Source organism: Sphingomonas sp. UYAg733 (genome assembly GCF_054057355.1).
The window spans coordinates 456547-474409 of record NZ_JBSRZE010000001.1; the positions used below are offsets into that span (position 1 = coordinate 456547).

The window sequence follows — 17863 nt, forward strand, 5'->3', positions numbered from 1 at the left end:
GGTGCGCTCATCGGGGCACATGGGTGATGCGATCACCGACCTTCACGCCGAGCCGATTGGCGGCAGCGCGATCCAAGCTCGTTCCCCCCTCCAGCTTAGCAATGACGCCGTAGGTCGAACGGAACGTGCCGAGCTGACCGGCTGCGACCATGCTCGCTGTCCCGTCTGCAATCCTATCGATGATATCGACGACCATCTCGTCCTGGGCAGCACGCAACGTCGCAATGTTGTCGGTGGCAACCGTCATCGTAGGGCCGCCATCGAAGACATCGATATAGCGATCGTAGACGAACCCTTCGTTCTCCAGCATCCGCTGTGCAGCGCGACCGGACGGATGCGGCACGCCGAGCACGGCGGCGGCCCCTTCGGGCAGCATGACTGTGTAGATCGGATGCTTGGGCATCAGATCGGCGATAAACTGGATGCCGCGAACCGCCTTATACTCATCGGCTTCGCGAAAGGTCATGCCGAAGAAGCGCCCAGCCACCCCCTCCCAGAAAGGCGAGCTTCCAGCCTCGTCGATGACGCCGCGAAGCTCGGCAAGGGTGCGGTCCGCGAAGCGGCCACGATGGGCACGGATGAAGAGATAGCGGCTCCGCGCGAGCAGCGCGCCTCCGCCGGAGGAGCGTGCGTCGGGGCGCAAAAACAGGCCACCAACTTCGCTGCACCCATTGTGGTCGGTCACCAAGGAGAGCATCTCGACGCGGATCGAATGCCCAAGCTCGGCGCTGTAATGGGTGAAATTGTCATTACGAAAACTGTAGTGCGGCCAGGCGCTGCCGATCTGGGAGAAGATCTGACAGGTGCCCAGCGCTTGGGCGGTCGCAGAATCTTCGAGGAGGAACATGAACATATCCTCCCCAAGCGTCTTGCCGGTGCGTGCGAACGCCGTCGCTGCGCTCTCGAGCTTCGAGCGCAGCTTGCCGCGATCGGCGGGCAGATTGGTGAAGCCGCCGCCGGTGGTCTTGGCCATCTCGTAAATCGCCTGCAGATCATGAGGCCCTGCAGCCCGCCACACCAGCGTCATTGCAGCGCCCCGTGTTGCTCGAATCGTTTGAGTACCAAGGCGGTCAGTTGCGCCTTTGGCACGAGCGAACGCACGTCGAGATACTCGTTGGGGGAGTGAATATGATCGCCATTCGCCCCCATCGTATCGATGACCGGCACACCGCAGGCTGCGATATTGTTTCCGTCGCACACACCATCGTAATCACGCCAGGATAGCGCCTCGCCGAGATTCGCAGCGGCGCCCGCGACCAGCCCGAAGAGGCGTTCCGTCGCAGCGTCGACGCTCTTGACGGGGCGACCGATGCTACCATGCACGTGGATCGTAACTTCGTGCTCCGCTCGCACCGCAGCGGTAGTTTCCGCCACGAGCGCGCAGGCTTCAGCCATTTGCTCAGGGCCACGCGGGCGCAGATTGAAACGCAACACGGCATGGGCCGGGACGACGTTGTCGGGCCCGCCGCCATCGATCTTCGCGGGGTTGACCGACAACAGGGCGTGGCGGCCCTTAGCGAGCCGCAGAGCGAGATCCGGCGCCGTGACGATCGCATTGCGCCCATCTTCGGGATTGCGTCCGGCGTGCGCGGATCGCCCCGCGATGGTCACCGCATAGTTGCCCGATCCTAGCCGTGACCGAGCCATGTCGCCGCCGGGCAGCGAGGGTTCATAAGTCAACGCCGCAATTTTCGCCTCAGCGAGATGCTCGATCAGCGCCGCCGAGGAGGCGGAGCCGGTTTCCTCGTCGCTGTTGATCAGCACGTCATAGCCGAGTTTGGCCGCGCCGGCTTCATAAGCCTGAAGGCCCGCGAGCATGATCGCCAATCCGGATTTCATATCAAGGACGCCGGGTCCGCGCAGCCGATGTTCGTCGAGCCAACCGCACCGCTGAAATGCGTCGGCGGCGGCGTAGACCGCATCTATATGGCCGGCCAGGAGGACGCGGCGCGGGGCGTCGAGGCGCACGCGGAGGACCAGATGTCGCCCATGGGGAACCACCACGCGCTCACCGTTCGCGTTGATTGTCTCGACCGGGTCCAGGTCGATCAACTCGACACCGCCGGGCAACGCGGCGAATGCGTCCGCGAGCAGAGCGGCGAGGTGCCGAGACCGGAGATATGGCGGGTGCCGCTGTTGACCGCAGCCCAGGCCAAGGTGTGCGCGGTCATCGACGCCTGTTCGATTGGCGCGATCAACGCTTCTTTAGATGGGGACAGCGTGGTCATTGCCGGAGCATATTTTCGAGCGCCGTGCGGTTGCCGATTGCTGTCGAGGCTTCGAAGCTGGCCATCGGGTAAGCGCAATAATCAGCGGCATAGAAGGCGCTTGGTCGGTGATTGCCGGACTCGCCGATCCCGCCAAATGGCGCGGAACCGGCAGCACCGGTTGTCGGCCTATTACGATTGACGACGCCAGCACGGGCTTCAAGCAGGAAGCGCTCCCACAATGTGTCTTCGGAGGTCACGAGCCCGGCCGAGAGCCCAAACCTCGTATCATTCGCGGCGGCGATCGCGGCCCCGAAATCGGCGACGCGCCGGACCTGAAGGACTGGCGCGAAAATCTCGTCGTCAGGGACTTCGACTCCGGTCACGTCGAGCAGCGCCGGGGTCACAAAGGCTGCATTGCGGCCCGCAATTGAAGCCAGCGGCCGGATCGGACGAGTACCACGATCAATCAGATGTTCAGTCTGGGCACGCGCGGTGTCGGCGGCACGCGCTGAGATCATCGGTCCCAGATATGGCGTCGGGTCCTCGTTCCAGGCGCCGACTGGCAGTCGGTCGGCGAGCGAAGCGACCGCATCGACGATCGCGTCCCCGAAAGCCCCTTCGGGCACTATCAGCCGGCGCGCGCAAGTGCAGCGTTGGCCGCTTGTTGCATAGGCTGACTGGACGATTAGCGCTGCCGCTTCGGCGACATCGCCGTCCCAGACGATCAGCGGATTGTTACCGCCGAGTTCGAGCGCCAGGATCACCTCAGGACGATCGGCGAAAGCGCGGCGGAAATGCATCCCGGTCGCAGCGGATCCAGTGAAGAGCAGACCGTCGATCCTAGCTTCGACCATGGCTTCGCCGGTCTCGCGTCCGCCCTGTACGAGGTTCAGCACGCCATCAGGAAGCCCCGCCTCTCGCCAGACATCGGTCATGGCTTCGCCGACCGCCGGGGTCAGCTCTGAGGGCTTGAAGACGATCGTGTTACCGGCAAGTAGTGCCGGAACGATATGCCCGTTCGGAAGATGACCAGGAAAGTTGTACGGCCCGAGGACCGCCATCACGCCGTGCGGTCGGTGGCGCAACATGCTCGCGCCGAATGCAACCGCAGCGCGCCGCTCGCCGGCGCGCTCGGCCTGGGCTGCGATCGAAACCTCGACCTTGCCAATCATCGACGCGACTTCCTGACGCGTCTCCCACAGAACCTTCCCCGTCTCACGTGCGATCAGCTCTGCGAGCGGTTCCGCCCTGCGCTTGAGCGCCACAGCATATTCGCGCGCTACGCCGATCCGTCGGATGAGCGGTGTTGCTCGCCATTCGGCAAGGGTGTTGCGAGCGAGCGCGACGGCGCGATGCACGTCGGCAGCTGAGGCGACCGGGCCGGTCCAAAGAACCTCGCCGGTAGCCGGACAGGTGGATTCTAGCTGACCGTTCATGTCTGATCTCCAATACCGAGGGGCCGGAACCCTCGGGTGCGACGCTTGCTCAAGGGAAGAGTCCTCGGGCCGCCTTGGCCTTTCGCACGGTCTTGACGCTCAGCGCCCTCGCGGCATCGCGGTGAGTGATACCATCGGCGGCAGCGCGTGCCATGACCCGCTGGAACGAGCGCTCGAGTGTCCGGTACAGCGCGTCGAGAATTTCGCTCTCATCCCAGAAGAAGCGCTGCAAATCCTCGACCCACTCGAAATAGCTCACGATAACGCCACCAGCGTTGCAGAGGATGTCGGGAATGACGAAAATGTCGCCACGCCGTTCGGCGAGGATGAAATCCGCGTCCGGTGTAGTGGGACCGTTCGCACCTTCGGCGTTAATCGCACGCTCCATCGCGGCGGTACCAGCACGTCGCAGGGTTTGGCGAGCAGTTCGCCGGGATCTGCCAGAGCCTCCGAAGAATATCCTCGCAATACCCGGCTCTTCCGTACGAAGGCTAGGAGAGCATCGACATCGAGACCCTTGGGATCGTAGTAAGCGGCGGTGTGATCGCTGACGCAGACGATCTCCATGCCCCGCCGCCCGAGCTCGTAGGCGGCGATCGAGCCGACATTTCCAAAGCGCTGGATGATAGCGGTAACCCCGTCGGCCTTGATGCCTACGGTCTCCATGGCGCGGCCCGTCAGATAAACGACGCCGTGACCCGTGGTTTCGCGCCGTCCAACGGTACCGCCGCATTCGACGGGTTTGCCGGTCACGATCTCTGTGACCGCGCTGCCATGGTACATAGAATAGGTATTCATAAACCAGGCCATTACGGTCTCGTCCGTCCCCATGTCGGGCGCCATCACGTCGATTTGCGGACCGACGAACGGCATCATTTCCTGCATGTAGCGCCTTGAAAGCGCCTCCAGTTCGCGACGCAATAGGCTGTATGGATCGACTGTGACGCCACCCTTGCCGCCGCCGTGAGGCAAACCGACAAGCGCGCATTTCCAACTCATCCAGATCGTGAGCGCATCAACTTCGCGGATGTCGACGCTCGGCGCAAAGCGGGTGCCAACCTTGGTCGGACCGAGCGCGAGATGATGCTGCACGCGGTAGCCATTAAATACTGCGACCGATCCGTTATCGCGGTGGATCGGGCAGGGCACGGCGATAGCCCGCTTGGGAAGGAAAATTCGTTGCCGTTCGTCGACGCCAATATCGAGATGATCGGCGACAAGATCGAACTGGCGGCGCGCCATGTCAAAGACTGGTCCTGAATAGAGGCCAGACTGCGGACAAACCGTCATTGGATCCCGAGATGAAGGATGCGCCGCCGCCGCGGACGCTTGACGATTGCTATTGGGTGACATCAGGCGGCCTTGCCTAGTTTGGTCCGCGCTGCATCGCAGGTCGCCTCAAGTCGCGAGATCGCCTCGGCAATCTCGGCTGGCGCAATCAGCAGGGAAGGAAGCAGCCGGACGCAATTCTCACCACCGCCCGCGACGAGCAAGCCATGTTCTCGCGCCAGTGCCATAAATTCGCGATTGTTGGGCACCAACTTAAGGCCAATCAATAAGCCCTTACCGCGGACATCGACGACGATGTCGGGATATTGTGCGCGCAACGTGGTGAGGCGCGCGACGAAATCGCTGGCGGCGATGCGCGCGTTGGCGAGCGTTTCCTCCCGAGATATCTCTTCGAAGGCTGCCAAAGCTACCGCCATCGCGAGCGGATTGCCGCCAAACGTGGTGCCATGCACCCCGACCGTCATGCCTCGCGCGGCATCGGCCGTGGCGAGGCAGGCGCCGACAGGAAAGCCCGCACCGAGGGCTTTGGCCAAAGCCATGATGTCGGGCTCGACCTCATTGAACCACTGATGGGCGAAGAGTCGCCCTGTCCGCCCCATTCCGCTCTGCACTTCGTCGAAGATCAAAAGCACGCCCTTTTCTCGAGTCAGCTTCCGAAGATGGCGAAGCCACTCGCCTGAGAGCGCCCTGGCGCCGCCTTCACCCTGCACGGGCTCGACGATGACGGCCGCGGTCGTGGTGCGCGCAATCGCCTCTTCAAGGGCGTCATCGTCATCGATCGAGAGCTGGACATAGCCAGGCAATCGCGGGCCGAAGCCGTTCAGATAGTCAGGATTCCCGGACGCGTTTATCGTCGCGTACGTCCTGCCATGAAATGATCCGGTAAAACCGATGATGTCTACGCGGTCGGTATCGCCCTTGTCCACATGGTAACGCCGGGCCGTTTTGAGGCACGCCTCGACAGCCTCGGCGCCGGAATTCGCGAAGAACACGACATCCGCGAACGAAGCTTCGGTCAGTCGCCGGCCTAAGTCTTCCTGACCCGGGATTTGAAAGATGTTCGCGACATGCCAGAGCTTCTTTGCCTGCTCGGTCAACGCCGCGACTAGCTTTGGGTGCGCGTGGCCGAGCGCGTTGGTAGCGATGCCTTGGATGCAGTCGAGATAGGTGCGGCCTTCGGTGTCGGTTAGCCAGACACCCTGACCTGACGCCACACCAAAGGAAGTGCGGTTATAAGTGTTCATTAAGCGACTGTCGGTCATGCCCGTTCCTCATTCCAAACACGAATAAGTAACTTGCGCGAAGGGCGCTCCGAAATCGTGCAATGATGGCTTGTTATGTGCTTTATGGTTTGCACTGTCGCACGACGAGGCGCAAACGAATTGCTATCATCTACAAATGCAGATTCGGAATGAACGAGAATAGCCGACGCCTTCTTCCGCCAATGGGCGCGCTTGCCAGTTTCGCTGCTGCGGCCCGACACGATAGCTTCTCGCGGGCAGGCGAGGAGATCGGGCTCTCGCAGAGTGCTGTCAGTCGCCAAATCGCCGTGCTTGAAGACTGGATTCAAACCACGCTGTTCGACCGCACTGGACGTCGCGTGAAGCTGAGTTCCGCCGGCGATGCCTATATGAAAGCGATCGGTCCGGCGCTCGAAGGAATAAGGGCGGCAACTGCGAACGCACTTTCCAAGCAGTCCGACCTGGAGTTAAACATCGCGACACTTCCTAGTTTCGGAATGCGCTGGCTGGCGCCTCGCCTTCCGGCGCTCAATTCCAAACACCCCGACATCATCGTCAACTTCTCGGCGAAGTCACATCCCTTTTATTTCTCAGAGGAGAGGTTCGATGCCGCTATTCACTTCGGACTTCCGACCTGGCTCGACGCGTCCCACGATCTCCTCTTCCACGAAGAGGCGGTTCCGGTTTGCTCGCCCGCCCGCCTTGCGCAGCATCCCATCGCTGCTCCCGAATCCGTCCTGACTTGGCCTCTGCTGGTACAGAGTTCGAGGCGTGACGCCTGGTCTCAATGGCTGGCGGTTGCAGGGGTGGATCGGCCAGTTCCTGCGCCTAGCGGCTCATTCGAGCATTTCCTCATGCTGGCCCAAGCGGCGGCGGCGGGGGCCGGTCTCGCGCTCATCCCCCGCTTCCTAATCGAACCGGAGTTGGCCGACGGGACGCTCGTCATTCCTTTTGACATAACGCTGAGGACCGAGGAAGCTTACTATCTGGTGCTTCCCATCAATCGTACGCTTCCGTCTAGGCTTGCTCAATTCCGGGCGTGGATCGTGAACGAAGCCAACCCCACGTTCGACGCGGGATCGGCCGCAGCCGGACCGTAAGATCTGCGCCTATCCCGTGGCGTTCATAAAGGCTTCCTTAATCGACCGCGGTGATAAATTGGATTTCGATCAACAGTTCTGGAAAGGCGAGCTTGCTCTCCACCGTTGCGCGAGCCGGAAGATAATCCTTCGACCCACTCGTCCCACACCGCGTTCATCTCGCTAAAGTCGGCGATGTCGCTCAGGTGGATTGTGGCACTGAGCAATCGGGACCGATCGGCGCCGATTTCGGCCAGAATTTCATCCGCCTTCGGCAATGTCAGGCGGGTCTGCTCTTGTACGTTCCCGCTCCAGTCGTCCGCGGTGATGCCCGTGAGATAGGCGGTACGGTTATGGATTACCGCTCGGCAGTACCGCGTATCAGGGCCGACCCGTTTGATGTCGATCATCGTTTCCTAACTCCAACGAACATTTGAGGTGACGCAGCGTCGTAGTTACGAAGGACGCGAGGTCATCGGCTCGTCACAGGCGGCGATAGGGCCTCGGCGATCAGATCGGCCCAGCTTTCGACTCCACGCTCATCACCGATCAGATCATCCTGATCTCCAGAAGCACGGCATCGATATTTCGGTCATCACCGTGAAGCAGCACAGTGCAGTCACTCTCGCGCTCGATCGCATAAGGCTCATTCAGCGCGACGTTCAACTGCGTATGAGCCCGAAATCGGCGCAATACTTGATGCGCGACTGTCTCGGCAGCGCCAACAAGGACGCCCGCATGCCACGGCCTCGCCACACCGGCGTAAACGGGAGTGAAACTATGGATCGCAACAAGCCTCGTCGATTGTCCGTTGCGCTGGCGTTCGTCCAAACAGGATGTGACCGCGTGGTGGAGTCGCGTGAAGATCTCGGTTTCGCGGAACGCCATCTCCTCAATGCTGATACCCAGTCTCATCGATCGTCACCCATGGGCCCATGATCTCAGCCCGATGGACATGATGCGCCATGGCTGATCGACGAGGCGGTTCCATGCGAAGCAGCAGTGATCCAGGATGTCGGCGTAGGATTTGAAGATCCTGTTCGAGAGCCAGTTGTCGCGCATGAACTGCCAGACATTCTCAACCGGGTTGAGCTCGGGGCATTTCGACGGCAGCGGCAGCAAGGTGATGTTGGCGGGAACGATGAGCGCGCCCGAGCCATGCCATCCCGCCTGATCGAGGAGTAGTATGGCGTGCGCGCCCGGTGCGACAGCGGCGGAGATTTCCGCCAGATGCAAGGCCATCCCTTGCGTGTTGCATCGCGGCAGCACGAGCGCCGCGCCCTTCCCCTCGGCCGGGCAGATCGCCCCGTAAATATAGGCTGATGCCGTGCGTTGGTCCTTCGGCGCCGAAGGCCGGGTGCCGCGACGGGCCCAGCGCCGGGTGATCCCGTTCTTCTGGCCGACCCGCGCCTCGTCCTGCCACCAAAGCTCTATCGGTGTGCCGCGCGGGAGCGTTGCCCGGATCGTCGCCACTTGGGCGGGGAAGTTTTTTTAAACGTCGGGATGGCTTCATCATCTTGCGCATGATGACGCGGCCGCGCCGACAGCTTGCGATACCCCATGGCGCGCAACTCCCGGCTCAATGTCTGCTTGCTGACGCTGATCGCGAACTCGTCCCACACCCACTGCACCAGGTCGATCAATCGCCAGCGCACCAAACCGTGCGAGGCCGGGATCGGACCACTCTCGACAATCTGCGCCAAGGCACAACGCTGCGCGTCATCGAGCAGCGGCACGCCGCCAGGCGGCACCGCGTCGATCAAGCCATCAGGCCCGGCTGCGTTGAACCGCAGCACCCAGTCGCGAACCGTCTGGAGACCAACGCCGCCAAGCCGCGCAGCTTCGCTCCGCGTCCCCCCATCGCAAATCGTCGCCAGCGCCAGCAGCCGACGAACCTGGTTCGCGTCACCGCTCAACCGTGCCAGTGCCCGCATCCTCGCCGCTGTGAAATCATCTCGAAGCGCCACTGCCCATGCCATCGCCAACCTCTCTCGGGTTCGCGACCATTGAATCGTAAGCGTGGCGTGAAGGCCACCTTGTGCGTTGGCCCATCGACGGGCTGATAGCGGCTCTTTGAGCGGGGCGGTGATGTCGGGCGAGATTCGGTCAGCGGACGAAGGAGCGAGCAGTCATACGAGCGGTCGTATGAGTAGTCGGATCGAGATTGTCGGCCGGGTGTCAGGGCGTCGGCACTGGACCGTCGAGCAGAAGCTGGCGATCCTGCGCGATGCCTTTGGGCCCGATGGGTCGGTCCGCGGAGCGACTGAGCGCCATGAGGTTGGCAGCGGCGCGATCTACACCTGGCGCCGGCAGGCAATGTCGGGCGCCCTGACCGGGATAAACAGGCTTGCGGTGCCGAGCTTTGCCGAGGTCCAGATCAGCGAGCCCACAGCGATGTTGCCGGCGCCGGCGCCGTCGCCGGCCGCGCCGGGCAGCGGGCAGATCGGGATCGAGCTGCCATCCGGCGTGCGGCTGACAGTTGACGCATCAGTCGATGCTGAGGCGCTATCGCGGGTGATCGGTGTCCTGGCGCGATGATCCCGCTTCCCCCGCTGACGCGGATATTCCTGGCGTGCGGCGCAACCGATATGCGCAAAGGGTTCGACGGTCTGGCGGTGCTGGTGCAGCAGGCGCTGGAGCAGAGTCCGCATTCCGGCGCGCTGTTCGCGTTTCGCGGCAAGCGCGGCGATCTCGTCAAGCTGCTCTGGTATGATGGGCAGGGGTTGTGCCTGTTCTCCAAGCGCATGGACCGGGGCCGGTTCATATGGCCGTCGACCGCAACCGGTTCGGTCGCGATGACTGCGGCACAGCTTTCGATGCTGCTGGAAGGCATTGACTGGCGACGTCCGGAACGCACATTCATACCGTCGCTGGCGGGCTAAAAATGCCCGGATTCCTGCGCTTTTTCTGGCTCGCTGGTGCCCATTGTGCTATATATTCGCGGTGTCGGACGCAGCTCTTTCCGCCCCTGATAAAGACGCTCGGATCGCCGAGCTTGAAGCCGCATTGGCGACCGCCCGCGCCGATATCAGCGCCCGCGATATCCTGATCGATACGCTGCGCGTGCAGCTTGCCCGTCTCAAGCGCATGCAGTTCGGCAAGGCGTCCGAGAAGCTCAGCCACGAGATCGCTCAGCTCGAGCTGGCGCTCGAAGAACTCGAGGCCGAAGCCGCCACGGTGAGCGCGCGGCGCGTCGATCCTGCCAGGCTCGACCGGCCGGCACCCGTTCGGGCGCTCCCGGCCCATCTACCGCGTGCAGAACAGCGCATTGAGCCCGAGCATGGTAACTGCGCCTGTCCCGATTGCGGCGGCGCCCTGCGCCCTTTGGGCCAGGATAGCGACGAGATGCTCGACGCGGTACCGGTCCAGTGGCGGGTCATCCGCACCATCCGCCCCAAGTATAGCTGCCGCGCCTGCGAGAAGGTCGTGCAGGCAGCCGCACCCGTAAAGGCGATCGCGCGCGGCAAGGCGACGTTCGGAACGCTTGCCCATGTCGTGGTCGCCAAGTTCGACCATCATCTGCCGTTCTACCGACAGGCGGAGATAATGGCCGCGCAGGGCATCGATATCGATCGCTCGACCCTTGCGGGATGGGCCGGTCAAGCATCAGCGCTGCTCGATCCGATCGTCAGCCGCATCCGCGAGGTCGGGCTCACCGCCGCCAAGATACATACCGACGACACGCCGGTGCCGATGCTCGACCCGGGGCGCGGCAAGACCGCAACCGGCAGGATCTGGGCCTATGTCGTCGATGATCGCGCCTCGGGCGCCACCACGCCGCCGCTGGTCTGGTATCAGTTCACCCAGGATCGCACCGGCAGCCACCCCCAACAGCAGCTCGCCAGCTTCACCGGGTTCCTGCAGGCCGACGGTTATGCCGGCTACGACAAGCTCTACAGCACCGGCCGCGTCACTGAGGTCGCCTGCTGGGCGCATTTCCGACGCAAGATCTTCGACATCCACACCACCAGCCCGACGCCGCTCACCACCGACCTGCTGACCCGGATCGCCAGCCTCTACAAAATCGAGGAGGAGATCCGCGGGGCGCCACCAGATGTCCGACGAAGAACTCGGCTGGAGCGCGCAGCGCCCTTGGTCGAGGCGTTCCGCATAGCCCTCGACGACGCACTGCGACGCCTCTCACCCAAGTCCGAGATGGCCAAGGCCATTGCCTATGGCCGCAAGCGCTTGACCGCGCTCACGCGGTTCCTCGATGATGGTCGGCTGGAGATCGACAACAACATCGCCGAACGCGCGATGCGCAGCATCGCGATCGGCCGCAAGAACTGGCTGTTCGCCGGATCGAAGGCAGGCGGCGAGCGCGCCGCCGCGATCTACGCCGTCATCGAGACCTGCAAGCTCAACGGTGTCGAGCCGCAGGCGTACATCGCTGACGTCATCGCCAAAATCGCCGGCAACTGGCCTTCCGCGCGCTGGGACGAGCTCATACCGTGGAACTGGCGCGCAGACATCCAGATGATCGCCGAAGCCGCATAGGCAATGTCGCAATTCGCCCAGAAGCAGACATGAGTGGATTGCGGCGGCGTTGCCGATTGCAGCTGTTCATTCGCGCAGCTAGCATCTGTCGATGCTCGTACTCCTCACTTTGGTCGCCCAAGACTATATTCTTCGCGATCAGCAAACGAGTGCCGTTGCTGCCTATGGCCCGTACGAATTGGAGCGCGAAGATTGCGTTGAGCGCAGCCCGCCAGTGGCTGTTTTGCACTATGCACATTGCGTTTCAAAAGTTCGGTTGAGATGGTCGTCGGAGGACGGTCGGGTATTCATCCTTTATGAAGACAATGGCGCTCTCCTTTTTCGAACATTCTCCTACCCTACCCGCCCGAAAATGCCCGGATCGTGCCGCCTCGGCGGTATCTACGCCGCATATCAAGCACGATCCGCCACGAATGCAGACTGGCAAAAGAACGGAAAGGCCTTCGGTGCGACACTCACCCGCTGTAGCTCGCTCACGCCATCACAAATCGCGTCCTATCAGGCCGAGTTCGCAAGTGCGGCCTCATACTACAGCCAGGCGGCCAGCGGTTTGCGCTCTCTAGCGATCGCTATGTTTACCAATCTGCGGCGTTGCACCGAACAAAAGTGGAATTCTCGCGCCGGCGGAAGGACTATCTGTACTCGCGAAGAGGGACCAGCATCCAGCGAGCGGTAGCGTCCCTTTCTTCCTTGCTCGCTAGCAAAGCCGCCGGACCGCTCCCCACCAGCTATCACCGTTCCGCGGTCTTCAGACCGCGCTTACATTGAATCGAACTTCAGACCGTTTGGGAATCCCCCATGAGTCAGCTCTCGCGGGATCTGGTATTACTCCGAAACACCTTATCTCGGTGTCCATAAGACCGGCAGCAGCTCAAACCGCTCTTTTGCAATTAAATTTACGTCCGCTCCGCAAGCGCAACCCAAAAAAGCGCTCACAGGTAAATAATTACGAGAAAAATGGAAATGCTGATTAAGCGCTTGAAATGGGGGGGATGAGCTGGAGCCTATCAGCGAGGTAGAGAGCCAACGCGGCTATTAACGCGGCGGTTGCGGCGATCAGAAAGTATCCCGCAGGTGGAAAGTCTTGCCAAAATATACCTAGCCAACCCGCCATCAAGCCTCCACCAAATTTGGCCAAATACCATGCGCCGATCATCGCAGAGGCGATAGCGGCCGGTGCATGCTGGCTAAAAAGCGAAAGTCCTATCGGGAACACGAATAGTTCGCCCCAAGTCAACAGGAGGAAGAATGCCACGAGCCATGCCCAGCTTACAAGGCCACTTGCTTCATATTGCAGTCCGGCCACTGACATTACAAAAAACGCCGCCGCGCCAAAGAGGCAACCGAAACTCATTTTGAGGAGCGGAGGCGGCTCTAACTTGCGGGAGGCTTGTACCGCCCAACGCCTAGCAACAAACGGCGCCAGCAGAAAAATAAACAACGGATTGATCGACTGAAACCAGGTCGCCGGGATCGTGTAGGTCGTGCTTCCCAGCATAATGGCGCGGTCAGTAAATGCGTCCGCCCATATCGCGATTGTAATGCCGCTTTGCTCGTAGGCGATCCGGAACAGGACAACGAACAGGGCCACGACGCCTAATCTTTTTATCATCTGAATGGCGCTGCGTTTTTCGTCCGTACCGGAGGCCGGCAGCGGAGCACGTCGAATTTCCGGTGTCAGGGTGCGCTGCCCGCCTAAATAAATCGCCAAGCCTACGAGCATTCCGACCCCAGCTGCGGCGAAGCCATAGTGCCACCCATAAAGTTCCCCTAACGTGCCGCACACTAGCGGTGCAAGGAAGGCGCCGAGGTTCAGTCCAACATAATATATCGCATAGGCCCGGTCGAGCCGAGGATCATCGGGGGCATAGAGTTGCGCAACCTGCGTAGTTGTCGAGGGCAGAAAAAGCCCATTACCAATTCCAACCAACGTTAGGCCCGGAAAGAAGCCGCCATCAAATGCCAGCGCAAAATGACCCAGCGCCATGATAAGGCCACCAGCAATGACCGCGTTTTTTTGGCCTATCCAGCGATCCGCGATCATTCCGCCAAAGAGCGGGGTAAGATAAGCGAATGCAACATAGCCGCCGTAAAGCGCCGATGCGGACGCTTGCGTGAACGACAGGCTCTTGGTCATATAATAGAGCAGCATTGCCTGCATGCCATAATATGAAAAATGGGCCCAAGTTTCGGTCAGGAAGAGAACATAGAGGCCCGGCGGATGTCGCTGCGACGAAATGGCGTCAGAAGCTGTCACGGGTTAACTCGATAAAACAAGATACCGCCCAGCCGACTGACTGTCAGCAAGCATTTGAATAACCGGGCCGCGCTCATTTAGCCCGTCCCGTGGGGGTGAAAAGAAGGTCCTGATAATCATAGCTGAAGTCCGCGAGCGGAGAGACGGGCTTCATCGTGACGCTCTTGACCTTTCCATCCGCGTCAAGCGCAAAGGTAACATAGGCCGGCTCAAGCGACTTGTCGGGGAAGCGGGTCACGAACGTATCAAACTGATGGTGATCGAGCTTCCCCGTCATGCCCGGCGATGCGGTAAAATCGATCGAAAGCTGGGCTTTGTCTCGACGAACCGAGATTTTGCCGTACCAGGGGTCGACATAGTCACCCGTGTAGTTTTCAAGCGCTAGCGAGGGGCCTACCGGCGCACTCGGCCGAGTCTGGGCCTGGAACGCTTCGAGCGCCGTCTTTATCCGTTGGTTTTTATATGCCGCATATTTTTCGGGCCAGGCACCTGCAGGAAGGCCCAGATAGTGATCGAGCAGTTCGTACATGAGGCCACGAATAACTTCTCCATCTTCACTGTTGATCATGATCGAGAACGCAACATTTTTTTCAGGGATCAGCACGATGGCTGTCAGAAATCCCCACATGGCCCCAGCGTGCCAGACGATCTTGGTGCCGCGATAATCCTGGACATCCCAGCCGAGCGCATAGGTGTAAAACATCGGCTGCGTAGCCTGCAGCTCGACTGGACGAGGATCGATCGGCTGAATAACCACGGGCGTCCACATTTCATCACGCGCGGCTTGGCTAAAGAGCCGTTGTCCTCCTGGCAGCGAACCTCCATCAAGCTGGAGCCGCAGCCAGCGCGCTATATCGTTCGCGCTGACCGCAAGACCCCCCGCAGGCGCAGAATTCGCTGCCGATTCTCCACGCTCTGCGAGTACGGTTAGCGCACCCACACCTCGAATAGCTCCACCGATCCGCGTATGTGGTTGTGCACGGTCGGGATTTCGGAAGCGCGCGGCATTGGTCGTTGTTGTGTGCTTCATTCCCGCTGGCGCGAGGATTTCATCAGCGACAAAGGTCTCCCACGTCTTACCGCTGACCTCCTCAATTAACTGGCCCGCCGCCATGTAGAGTAAGTTGTCATAAGCGTAGCCAGACCGGAAACTGGTCGCTGGTTTGATATATCTTAGCGCTTCCACGCTCGCTTTGCGGGTCCGGTCTGATCGCGGAACGAACATCAGGTCACCCGCGCCGAGTCCGAGACCACTGCGGTGGACCAGAAGGTCTCGGATCGTCATTTCGCGCGTGACCCACGGGTCGTACATTTGGAACCATGGCATATGGTCGATGACCTTGTCATCCCACGCGATCCGGCCTCGATCGACCAGAATGGCGAGCGCCGCGCTGGTGAAGGCCTTTCCGGTTGAACCGGTGAGGAACAACGTATCGGCATCGACCAATCCTGCCTTGCCAAGCTCTTTGACACCAAAGCCTTGAGTCCAGGCGGGGCTGTCGTTTTCGACGATGGCGATCGCAATGCCCGGCACACCGATCTGCCGTCTGACGGCCTCCACACGCGCCTTGAAGTCACGGGGCGGCTCGGCGCGGAGTAATGTCGGCATTGTCAAAGCGATAAGCGCAAGACAGGTCAACTTCATGCCAGGGTCTCCTTGGAACGGCGCGTTTGATATAGCCGTAAGGCGCCAAGCGTGAGCACGGGGACGACGTAAACGACGAGGAAAATTGCTGCGAGCACGCGGTACCCACTTGCTATAAGTGTGATGAAGCCAACCCGATCTGCGACAAGCATACAAAGCAGGAGCAAGATCGAGGTAAGTGCGAGGCGCCGGGCCAGGCTGAGATCCGCCCGACCTTTGCTCAGACGCGCGCTAGCGATCCGCTCGTTGACCGCGTGAACACACCCCGTTCCGCTTTCGAGGAGTGCGCTGAAGATCATGCACTGAAATAGCAGATGAAAGATCGGAAGGTTGAGCCGCCGCAGCAGGAAGTCGGCGGGTAGTGTCTCGGCTCCGATCGCGGGGTAAAATGCGATCATGCAGACGAAAAAAAGGATCGCCGGAGCCATAGCGACTGGACCTGCGATCGCACCAGCAATCAAGGCATCGCGGCGCCGGGTGAGATGACGCACCACAGGCAAAACCACAACAGCGCCGACAATGTTGTAGCTTGCATAAGTAATCCCGCCCACGATCCAGGCATCACTCACCACAATAGCTGGAGCAGCGGCAAACTGACTCGTTATACGATCGCCAAAAGTGCTGACCGAAAGAGCAAGAAACACCGCGTATGTCACATATAACAGAAACGAAACATATTTGAACAGTCGCTCGACTGACTCGTTGCCAAACGTAGCGAAAGCCGTGATCAGCACGGCAAGCGCCAAAGTCCCGGCGAATGGAGGAGCTCCAAACACGGCCTGACCGATTGAGCCGGCGGCAGCGCCGAATACCGCTAATATCAGCGCAACGAAGAGCAGGTAGGCAATTTCGAACGCGATCCAGCCAGGGCCGAGAAGATGGGAGAAGAAGCTGCGATAGTCGTAGGCCGATACCATCCGGGCATATTCGAAGGTCAATGCCGCAACCACGCTCCAAATGAGCGCCGCCAGAAGCATTCCCGCAAGTCCGCCCCAAGGACCTGCGGGCAGAAAGAATTCCACCAGCTCGCGGCCCGTCGCATAGCCGCCGCCGATCACGACCGCCTTGAATGCAAGACTGGGCAGGATAAAGCGCTGAAACCAGCTCGGATCGGCCTCTCTTCTCATCACCGAGCTAACAGACAGGCCGATACCAGGGCCTCAAACGCCACACCCCCGCGAATGGGATCCGCGACGGGAAGATTTAGCCTCGCGCCCTCTGCATCGATCAACGCCGCCGCAGCTTTGCTATTCAAATGAGCCGTATTGAACGCGATACCCCCGCATCGAATGCCGGGATTGGTGCGTCGGCCCATCGTCAGGGTCAGATCGATGACTTCCTCAATGGAGGGCAAAGCATAGTCAGGATTGCCCAAAACATGCATTCGCGACGGATCGTGACACACCACAAAGACATCAGGCTGGCTGCCATGAAGCAGCGCGAGGGATACGCCCGCATAAGCGGGATGGAAAAGCGATCCTTGCCCCTCGATAATGTCCCAGTGCTCCGCTTCGGCATCGGGGGATAATATCTCTGCCGCCCCTGCGGCAAAGTCGATCACAACAGAGTCCAGAGGCAAACCTGAACCGGCGATCAATATGCCGGTTTGGCCAGTTGCCCTGAAGGTGGCATCGATTCCGCGGGCGACAAATGCGCGCGCTAGCGCGAGGGCGGTATATTTCTTTCCTAGGGCGCAGTCGGTTCCAACCGTCAAAAGCCTCTGCCCGGCCCGCTTGCGTCCAGTGCCGGTGGGTAATTGCGCGGGCGGATGGCGAATATCGATAAGCTGCCGTCCATGCCGCCGCGCCGCCTCGGCAATTTCGGGAACATCGCCGAGGCGCATGTGCATGCCACTCACGATATCGAGGCCGGACCGAAGCGCCTCGAGCACGGTCGCGCTCCAGTTGTCCTGAAACACCCCGCCAGAATTTGCGATGCCAATCACCAAGGAGCGAGCACCCCGTGCTCTGGCTTCCGCCGGTGACATCAAAGGCAAGCCAAGGGTGAGAGCGTTACTGCCGCAATTGACTTCCCCGATGCAATCCCCTCTCGACCAGTCCCGCAGGCCGAACGCCGTCTTAGCAAACGCCTTATTGGGCTCATCGCCCATAAAAACGAGATAGGGCTTTGGCAAAAGAAGGGCTTCACCGCTGGCGCCAGGCCAGCCGCGATTCATCACAGACATGGGAAGTACGTCTCCAGTTGGCT

18 protein-coding genes are annotated in these 17863 nt (G+C 60.8%); 4 read left to right on the top strand and 14 right to left on the bottom strand.

Annotated elements, in window-relative coordinates:
• Nucleotides 1-7: 7 nt before the first annotated feature.
• The 7 genes from ACVWZA_RS02380 to ACVWZA_RS02410 form a co-directional block, all read right to left on the bottom strand.
• Complete coding sequence (locus ACVWZA_RS02380; RefSeq protein ID WP_457309541.1) at nt 8-1027, bottom strand: arginine N-succinyltransferase; 1020 nt, start codon at nt 1025-1027, stop codon at nt 8-10.
• Entirely contained in the window at nt 1024-2052 is a 1029-nt protein-coding gene (locus tag ACVWZA_RS02385) for a hydrolase (RefSeq protein ID WP_457309542.1), read from the bottom strand. The genes ACVWZA_RS02380 and ACVWZA_RS02385 overlap by 4 nt, the downstream gene beginning before the upstream one ends.
• The gene (locus ACVWZA_RS02390; RefSeq protein WP_457309543.1) at nt 2049-2228 is read right to left on the bottom strand and encodes a hypothetical protein; all 180 of its coding nucleotides are present in this window, start codon (nt 2226-2228) and stop codon (nt 2049-2051) included. Before ACVWZA_RS02390 ends, ACVWZA_RS02385 begins: the two co-directional genes overlap by 4 nt.
• Complete coding sequence (gene astD / locus ACVWZA_RS02395) at nt 2225-3646, bottom strand: succinylglutamate-semialdehyde dehydrogenase (protein WP_457309544.1); 1422 nt, start codon at nt 3644-3646, stop codon at nt 2225-2227. The genes ACVWZA_RS02390 and astD overlap by 4 nt, the downstream gene beginning before the upstream one ends.
• A 49-nt stretch (nt 3647-3695) precedes the next feature.
• The gene (locus tag ACVWZA_RS02400) at nt 3696-3974 is read right to left on the bottom strand and encodes a hypothetical protein (protein ID WP_457310052.1); all 279 of its coding nucleotides are present in this window, start codon (nt 3972-3974) and stop codon (nt 3696-3698) included.
• Entirely contained in the window at nt 3902-4888 is a 987-nt protein-coding gene (locus tag ACVWZA_RS02405; protein ID WP_457309545.1) for a Glu/Leu/Phe/Val family dehydrogenase, read from the bottom strand. The genes ACVWZA_RS02400 and ACVWZA_RS02405 overlap by 73 nt, the downstream gene beginning before the upstream one ends.
• Nucleotides 4889-4998: 110 nt before the next feature.
• Nucleotides 4999-6198 carry an acetylornithine transaminase gene (locus tag ACVWZA_RS02410; protein WP_457309546.1) on the bottom strand — a complete coding sequence of 400 codons (1200 nt, stop codon included), beginning with the start codon at nt 6196-6198 and terminating at the stop codon, nt 4999-5001.
• A 149-nt stretch (nt 6199-6347) separates the two neighbouring features.
• Between ACVWZA_RS02410 and ACVWZA_RS02415 the strand changes: the two genes are divergently transcribed.
• Complete coding sequence (locus ACVWZA_RS02415; protein WP_457309547.1) at nt 6348-7277, top strand: LysR family transcriptional regulator; 930 nt, start codon at nt 6348-6350, stop codon at nt 7275-7277.
• A gap of 23 nt (nt 7278-7300) precedes the next feature.
• Here ACVWZA_RS02415 and ACVWZA_RS02420 read toward each other — a convergent pair whose 3' ends face one another.
• From ACVWZA_RS02420 to ACVWZA_RS02430, 3 genes are all read right to left on the bottom strand, one after another.
• Nucleotides 7301-7666 carry a RidA family protein gene (locus ACVWZA_RS02420; protein WP_457309548.1) on the bottom strand — a complete coding sequence of 122 codons (366 nt, stop codon included), beginning with the start codon at nt 7664-7666 and terminating at the stop codon, nt 7301-7303.
• 139 nt (nt 7667-7805) lie between these two features.
• On the bottom strand, nt 7806-8171 hold the full coding sequence (locus ACVWZA_RS02425) for an N-formylglutamate amidohydrolase (RefSeq protein ID WP_457309549.1): 366 nt from the start codon (nt 8169-8171) through the stop codon (nt 7806-7808).
• 6 nt (nt 8172-8177) lie between these two features.
• A protein-coding gene (locus tag ACVWZA_RS02430; protein WP_457309550.1) for an IS630 family transposase occupies nt 8178-9235 on the bottom strand; the annotation gives its coding sequence in 2 pieces (ribosomal slippage) (nt 8178-8743 and nt 8743-9235; 1059 coding nt in all).
• Nucleotides 9236-9401: 166 nt separating this feature from the next.
• Here ACVWZA_RS02430 and tnpA point away from each other — a divergent pair.
• The 3 genes from tnpA (at nt 9402) to tnpC (ending at nt 11753) form a co-directional block, all read left to right on the top strand.
• Entirely contained in the window at nt 9402-9794 is a 393-nt protein-coding gene (gene tnpA / locus ACVWZA_RS02435) for an IS66-like element accessory protein TnpA (RefSeq protein WP_457309551.1), read from the top strand.
• Nucleotides 9791-10138 (top strand): IS66 family insertion sequence element accessory protein TnpB, encoded by a 348-nt coding sequence (gene tnpB, locus ACVWZA_RS02440; protein WP_457309552.1) that lies wholly within the window; start codon nt 9791-9793, stop codon nt 10136-10138. The genes tnpA and tnpB overlap by 4 nt, the downstream gene beginning before the upstream one ends.
• Nucleotides 10139-10199: 61 nt before the next feature.
• Entirely contained in the window at nt 10200-11753 is a 1554-nt protein-coding gene (tnpC, locus tag ACVWZA_RS02445; RefSeq protein ID WP_457309553.1) for an IS66 family transposase, read from the top strand.
• A gap of 970 nt (nt 11754-12723) precedes the next feature.
• Here the strand turns inward: tnpC and ACVWZA_RS02450 are convergent.
• The 4 genes from ACVWZA_RS02450 to ACVWZA_RS02465 all read right to left on the bottom strand — a co-directional run bounded on the left by ACVWZA_RS02450 (nt 12724) and on the right by ACVWZA_RS02465 (nt 17840).
• Nucleotides 12724-14010 (bottom strand): peptide MFS transporter, encoded by a 1287-nt coding sequence (locus ACVWZA_RS02450; protein ID WP_457309554.1) that lies wholly within the window; start codon nt 14008-14010, stop codon nt 12724-12726.
• A 73-nt stretch (nt 14011-14083) separates the two neighbouring features.
• Nucleotides 14084-15655, bottom strand: coding sequence for a serine hydrolase (locus tag ACVWZA_RS02455; RefSeq protein ID WP_457309555.1), 1572 nt, complete (start codon nt 15653-15655; stop codon nt 14084-14086).
• Nucleotides 15652-16782: a YkvI family membrane protein gene (locus ACVWZA_RS02460; RefSeq protein ID WP_457309556.1), complete on the bottom strand. Its 1131-nt coding sequence runs from the start codon at nt 16780-16782 to the stop codon at nt 15652-15654. The genes ACVWZA_RS02455 and ACVWZA_RS02460 overlap by 4 nt, the downstream gene beginning before the upstream one ends.
• The gene (locus ACVWZA_RS02465; protein WP_457309557.1) at nt 16782-17840 is read right to left on the bottom strand and encodes a DUF1611 domain-containing protein; all 1059 of its coding nucleotides are present in this window, start codon (nt 17838-17840) and stop codon (nt 16782-16784) included. The genes ACVWZA_RS02460 and ACVWZA_RS02465 overlap by 1 nt, the downstream gene beginning before the upstream one ends.
• Between the last annotated feature and the right edge of the window lie 23 nt (nt 17841-17863).

Excerpts from the sequence above, each read along its gene's own strand:
- ACVWZA_RS02380 (WP_457309541.1), bottom strand. The coding sequence starts at position 1,027 with ATGACGCTGGTGTGGCGGGCTGCAGGGCCTCATGATCTGCAGGCGATT.
- ACVWZA_RS02390 (WP_457309543.1), bottom strand. The coding sequence starts at position 2,228 with ATGACCACGCTGTCCCCATCTAAAGAAGCGTTGATCGCGCCAATCGAA.
- astD (WP_457309544.1), bottom strand. The coding sequence starts at position 3,646 with ATGAACGGTCAGCTAGAATCCACCTGTCCGGCTACCGGCGAGGTTCTT.
- ACVWZA_RS02405 (WP_457309545.1), bottom strand. The coding sequence starts at position 4,888 with ATGGCGCGCCGCCAGTTCGATCTTGTCGCCGATCATCTCGATATTGGC.
- ACVWZA_RS02410 (WP_457309546.1), bottom strand. The coding sequence starts at position 6,198 with ATGACCGACAGTCGCTTAATGAACACTTATAACCGCACTTCCTTTGGT.
- ACVWZA_RS02415 (WP_457309547.1), top strand. The coding sequence starts at position 6,348 with ATGAACGAGAATAGCCGACGCCTTCTTCCGCCAATGGGCGCGCTTGCC.
- ACVWZA_RS02420 (WP_457309548.1), bottom strand. The coding sequence starts at position 7,666 with ATGATCGACATCAAACGGGTCGGCCCTGATACGCGGTACTGCCGAGCG.
- ACVWZA_RS02425 (WP_457309549.1), bottom strand. The coding sequence starts at position 8,171 with ATGAGACTGGGTATCAGCATTGAGGAGATGGCGTTCCGCGAAACCGAG.
- tnpA (WP_457309551.1), top strand. The coding sequence starts at position 9,402 with ATGAGTAGTCGGATCGAGATTGTCGGCCGGGTGTCAGGGCGTCGGCAC.
- tnpB (WP_457309552.1), top strand. The coding sequence starts at position 9,791 with ATGATCCCGCTTCCCCCGCTGACGCGGATATTCCTGGCGTGCGGCGCA.
- ACVWZA_RS02455 (WP_457309555.1), bottom strand. The coding sequence starts at position 15,655 with ATGAAGTTGACCTGTCTTGCGCTTATCGCTTTGACAATGCCGACATTA.
- ACVWZA_RS02460 (WP_457309556.1), bottom strand. The coding sequence starts at position 16,782 with ATGAGAAGAGAGGCCGATCCGAGCTGGTTTCAGCGCTTTATCCTGCCC.
- ACVWZA_RS02465 (WP_457309557.1), bottom strand. The coding sequence starts at position 17,840 with ATGTCTGTGATGAATCGCGGCTGGCCTGGCGCCAGCGGTGAAGCCCTT.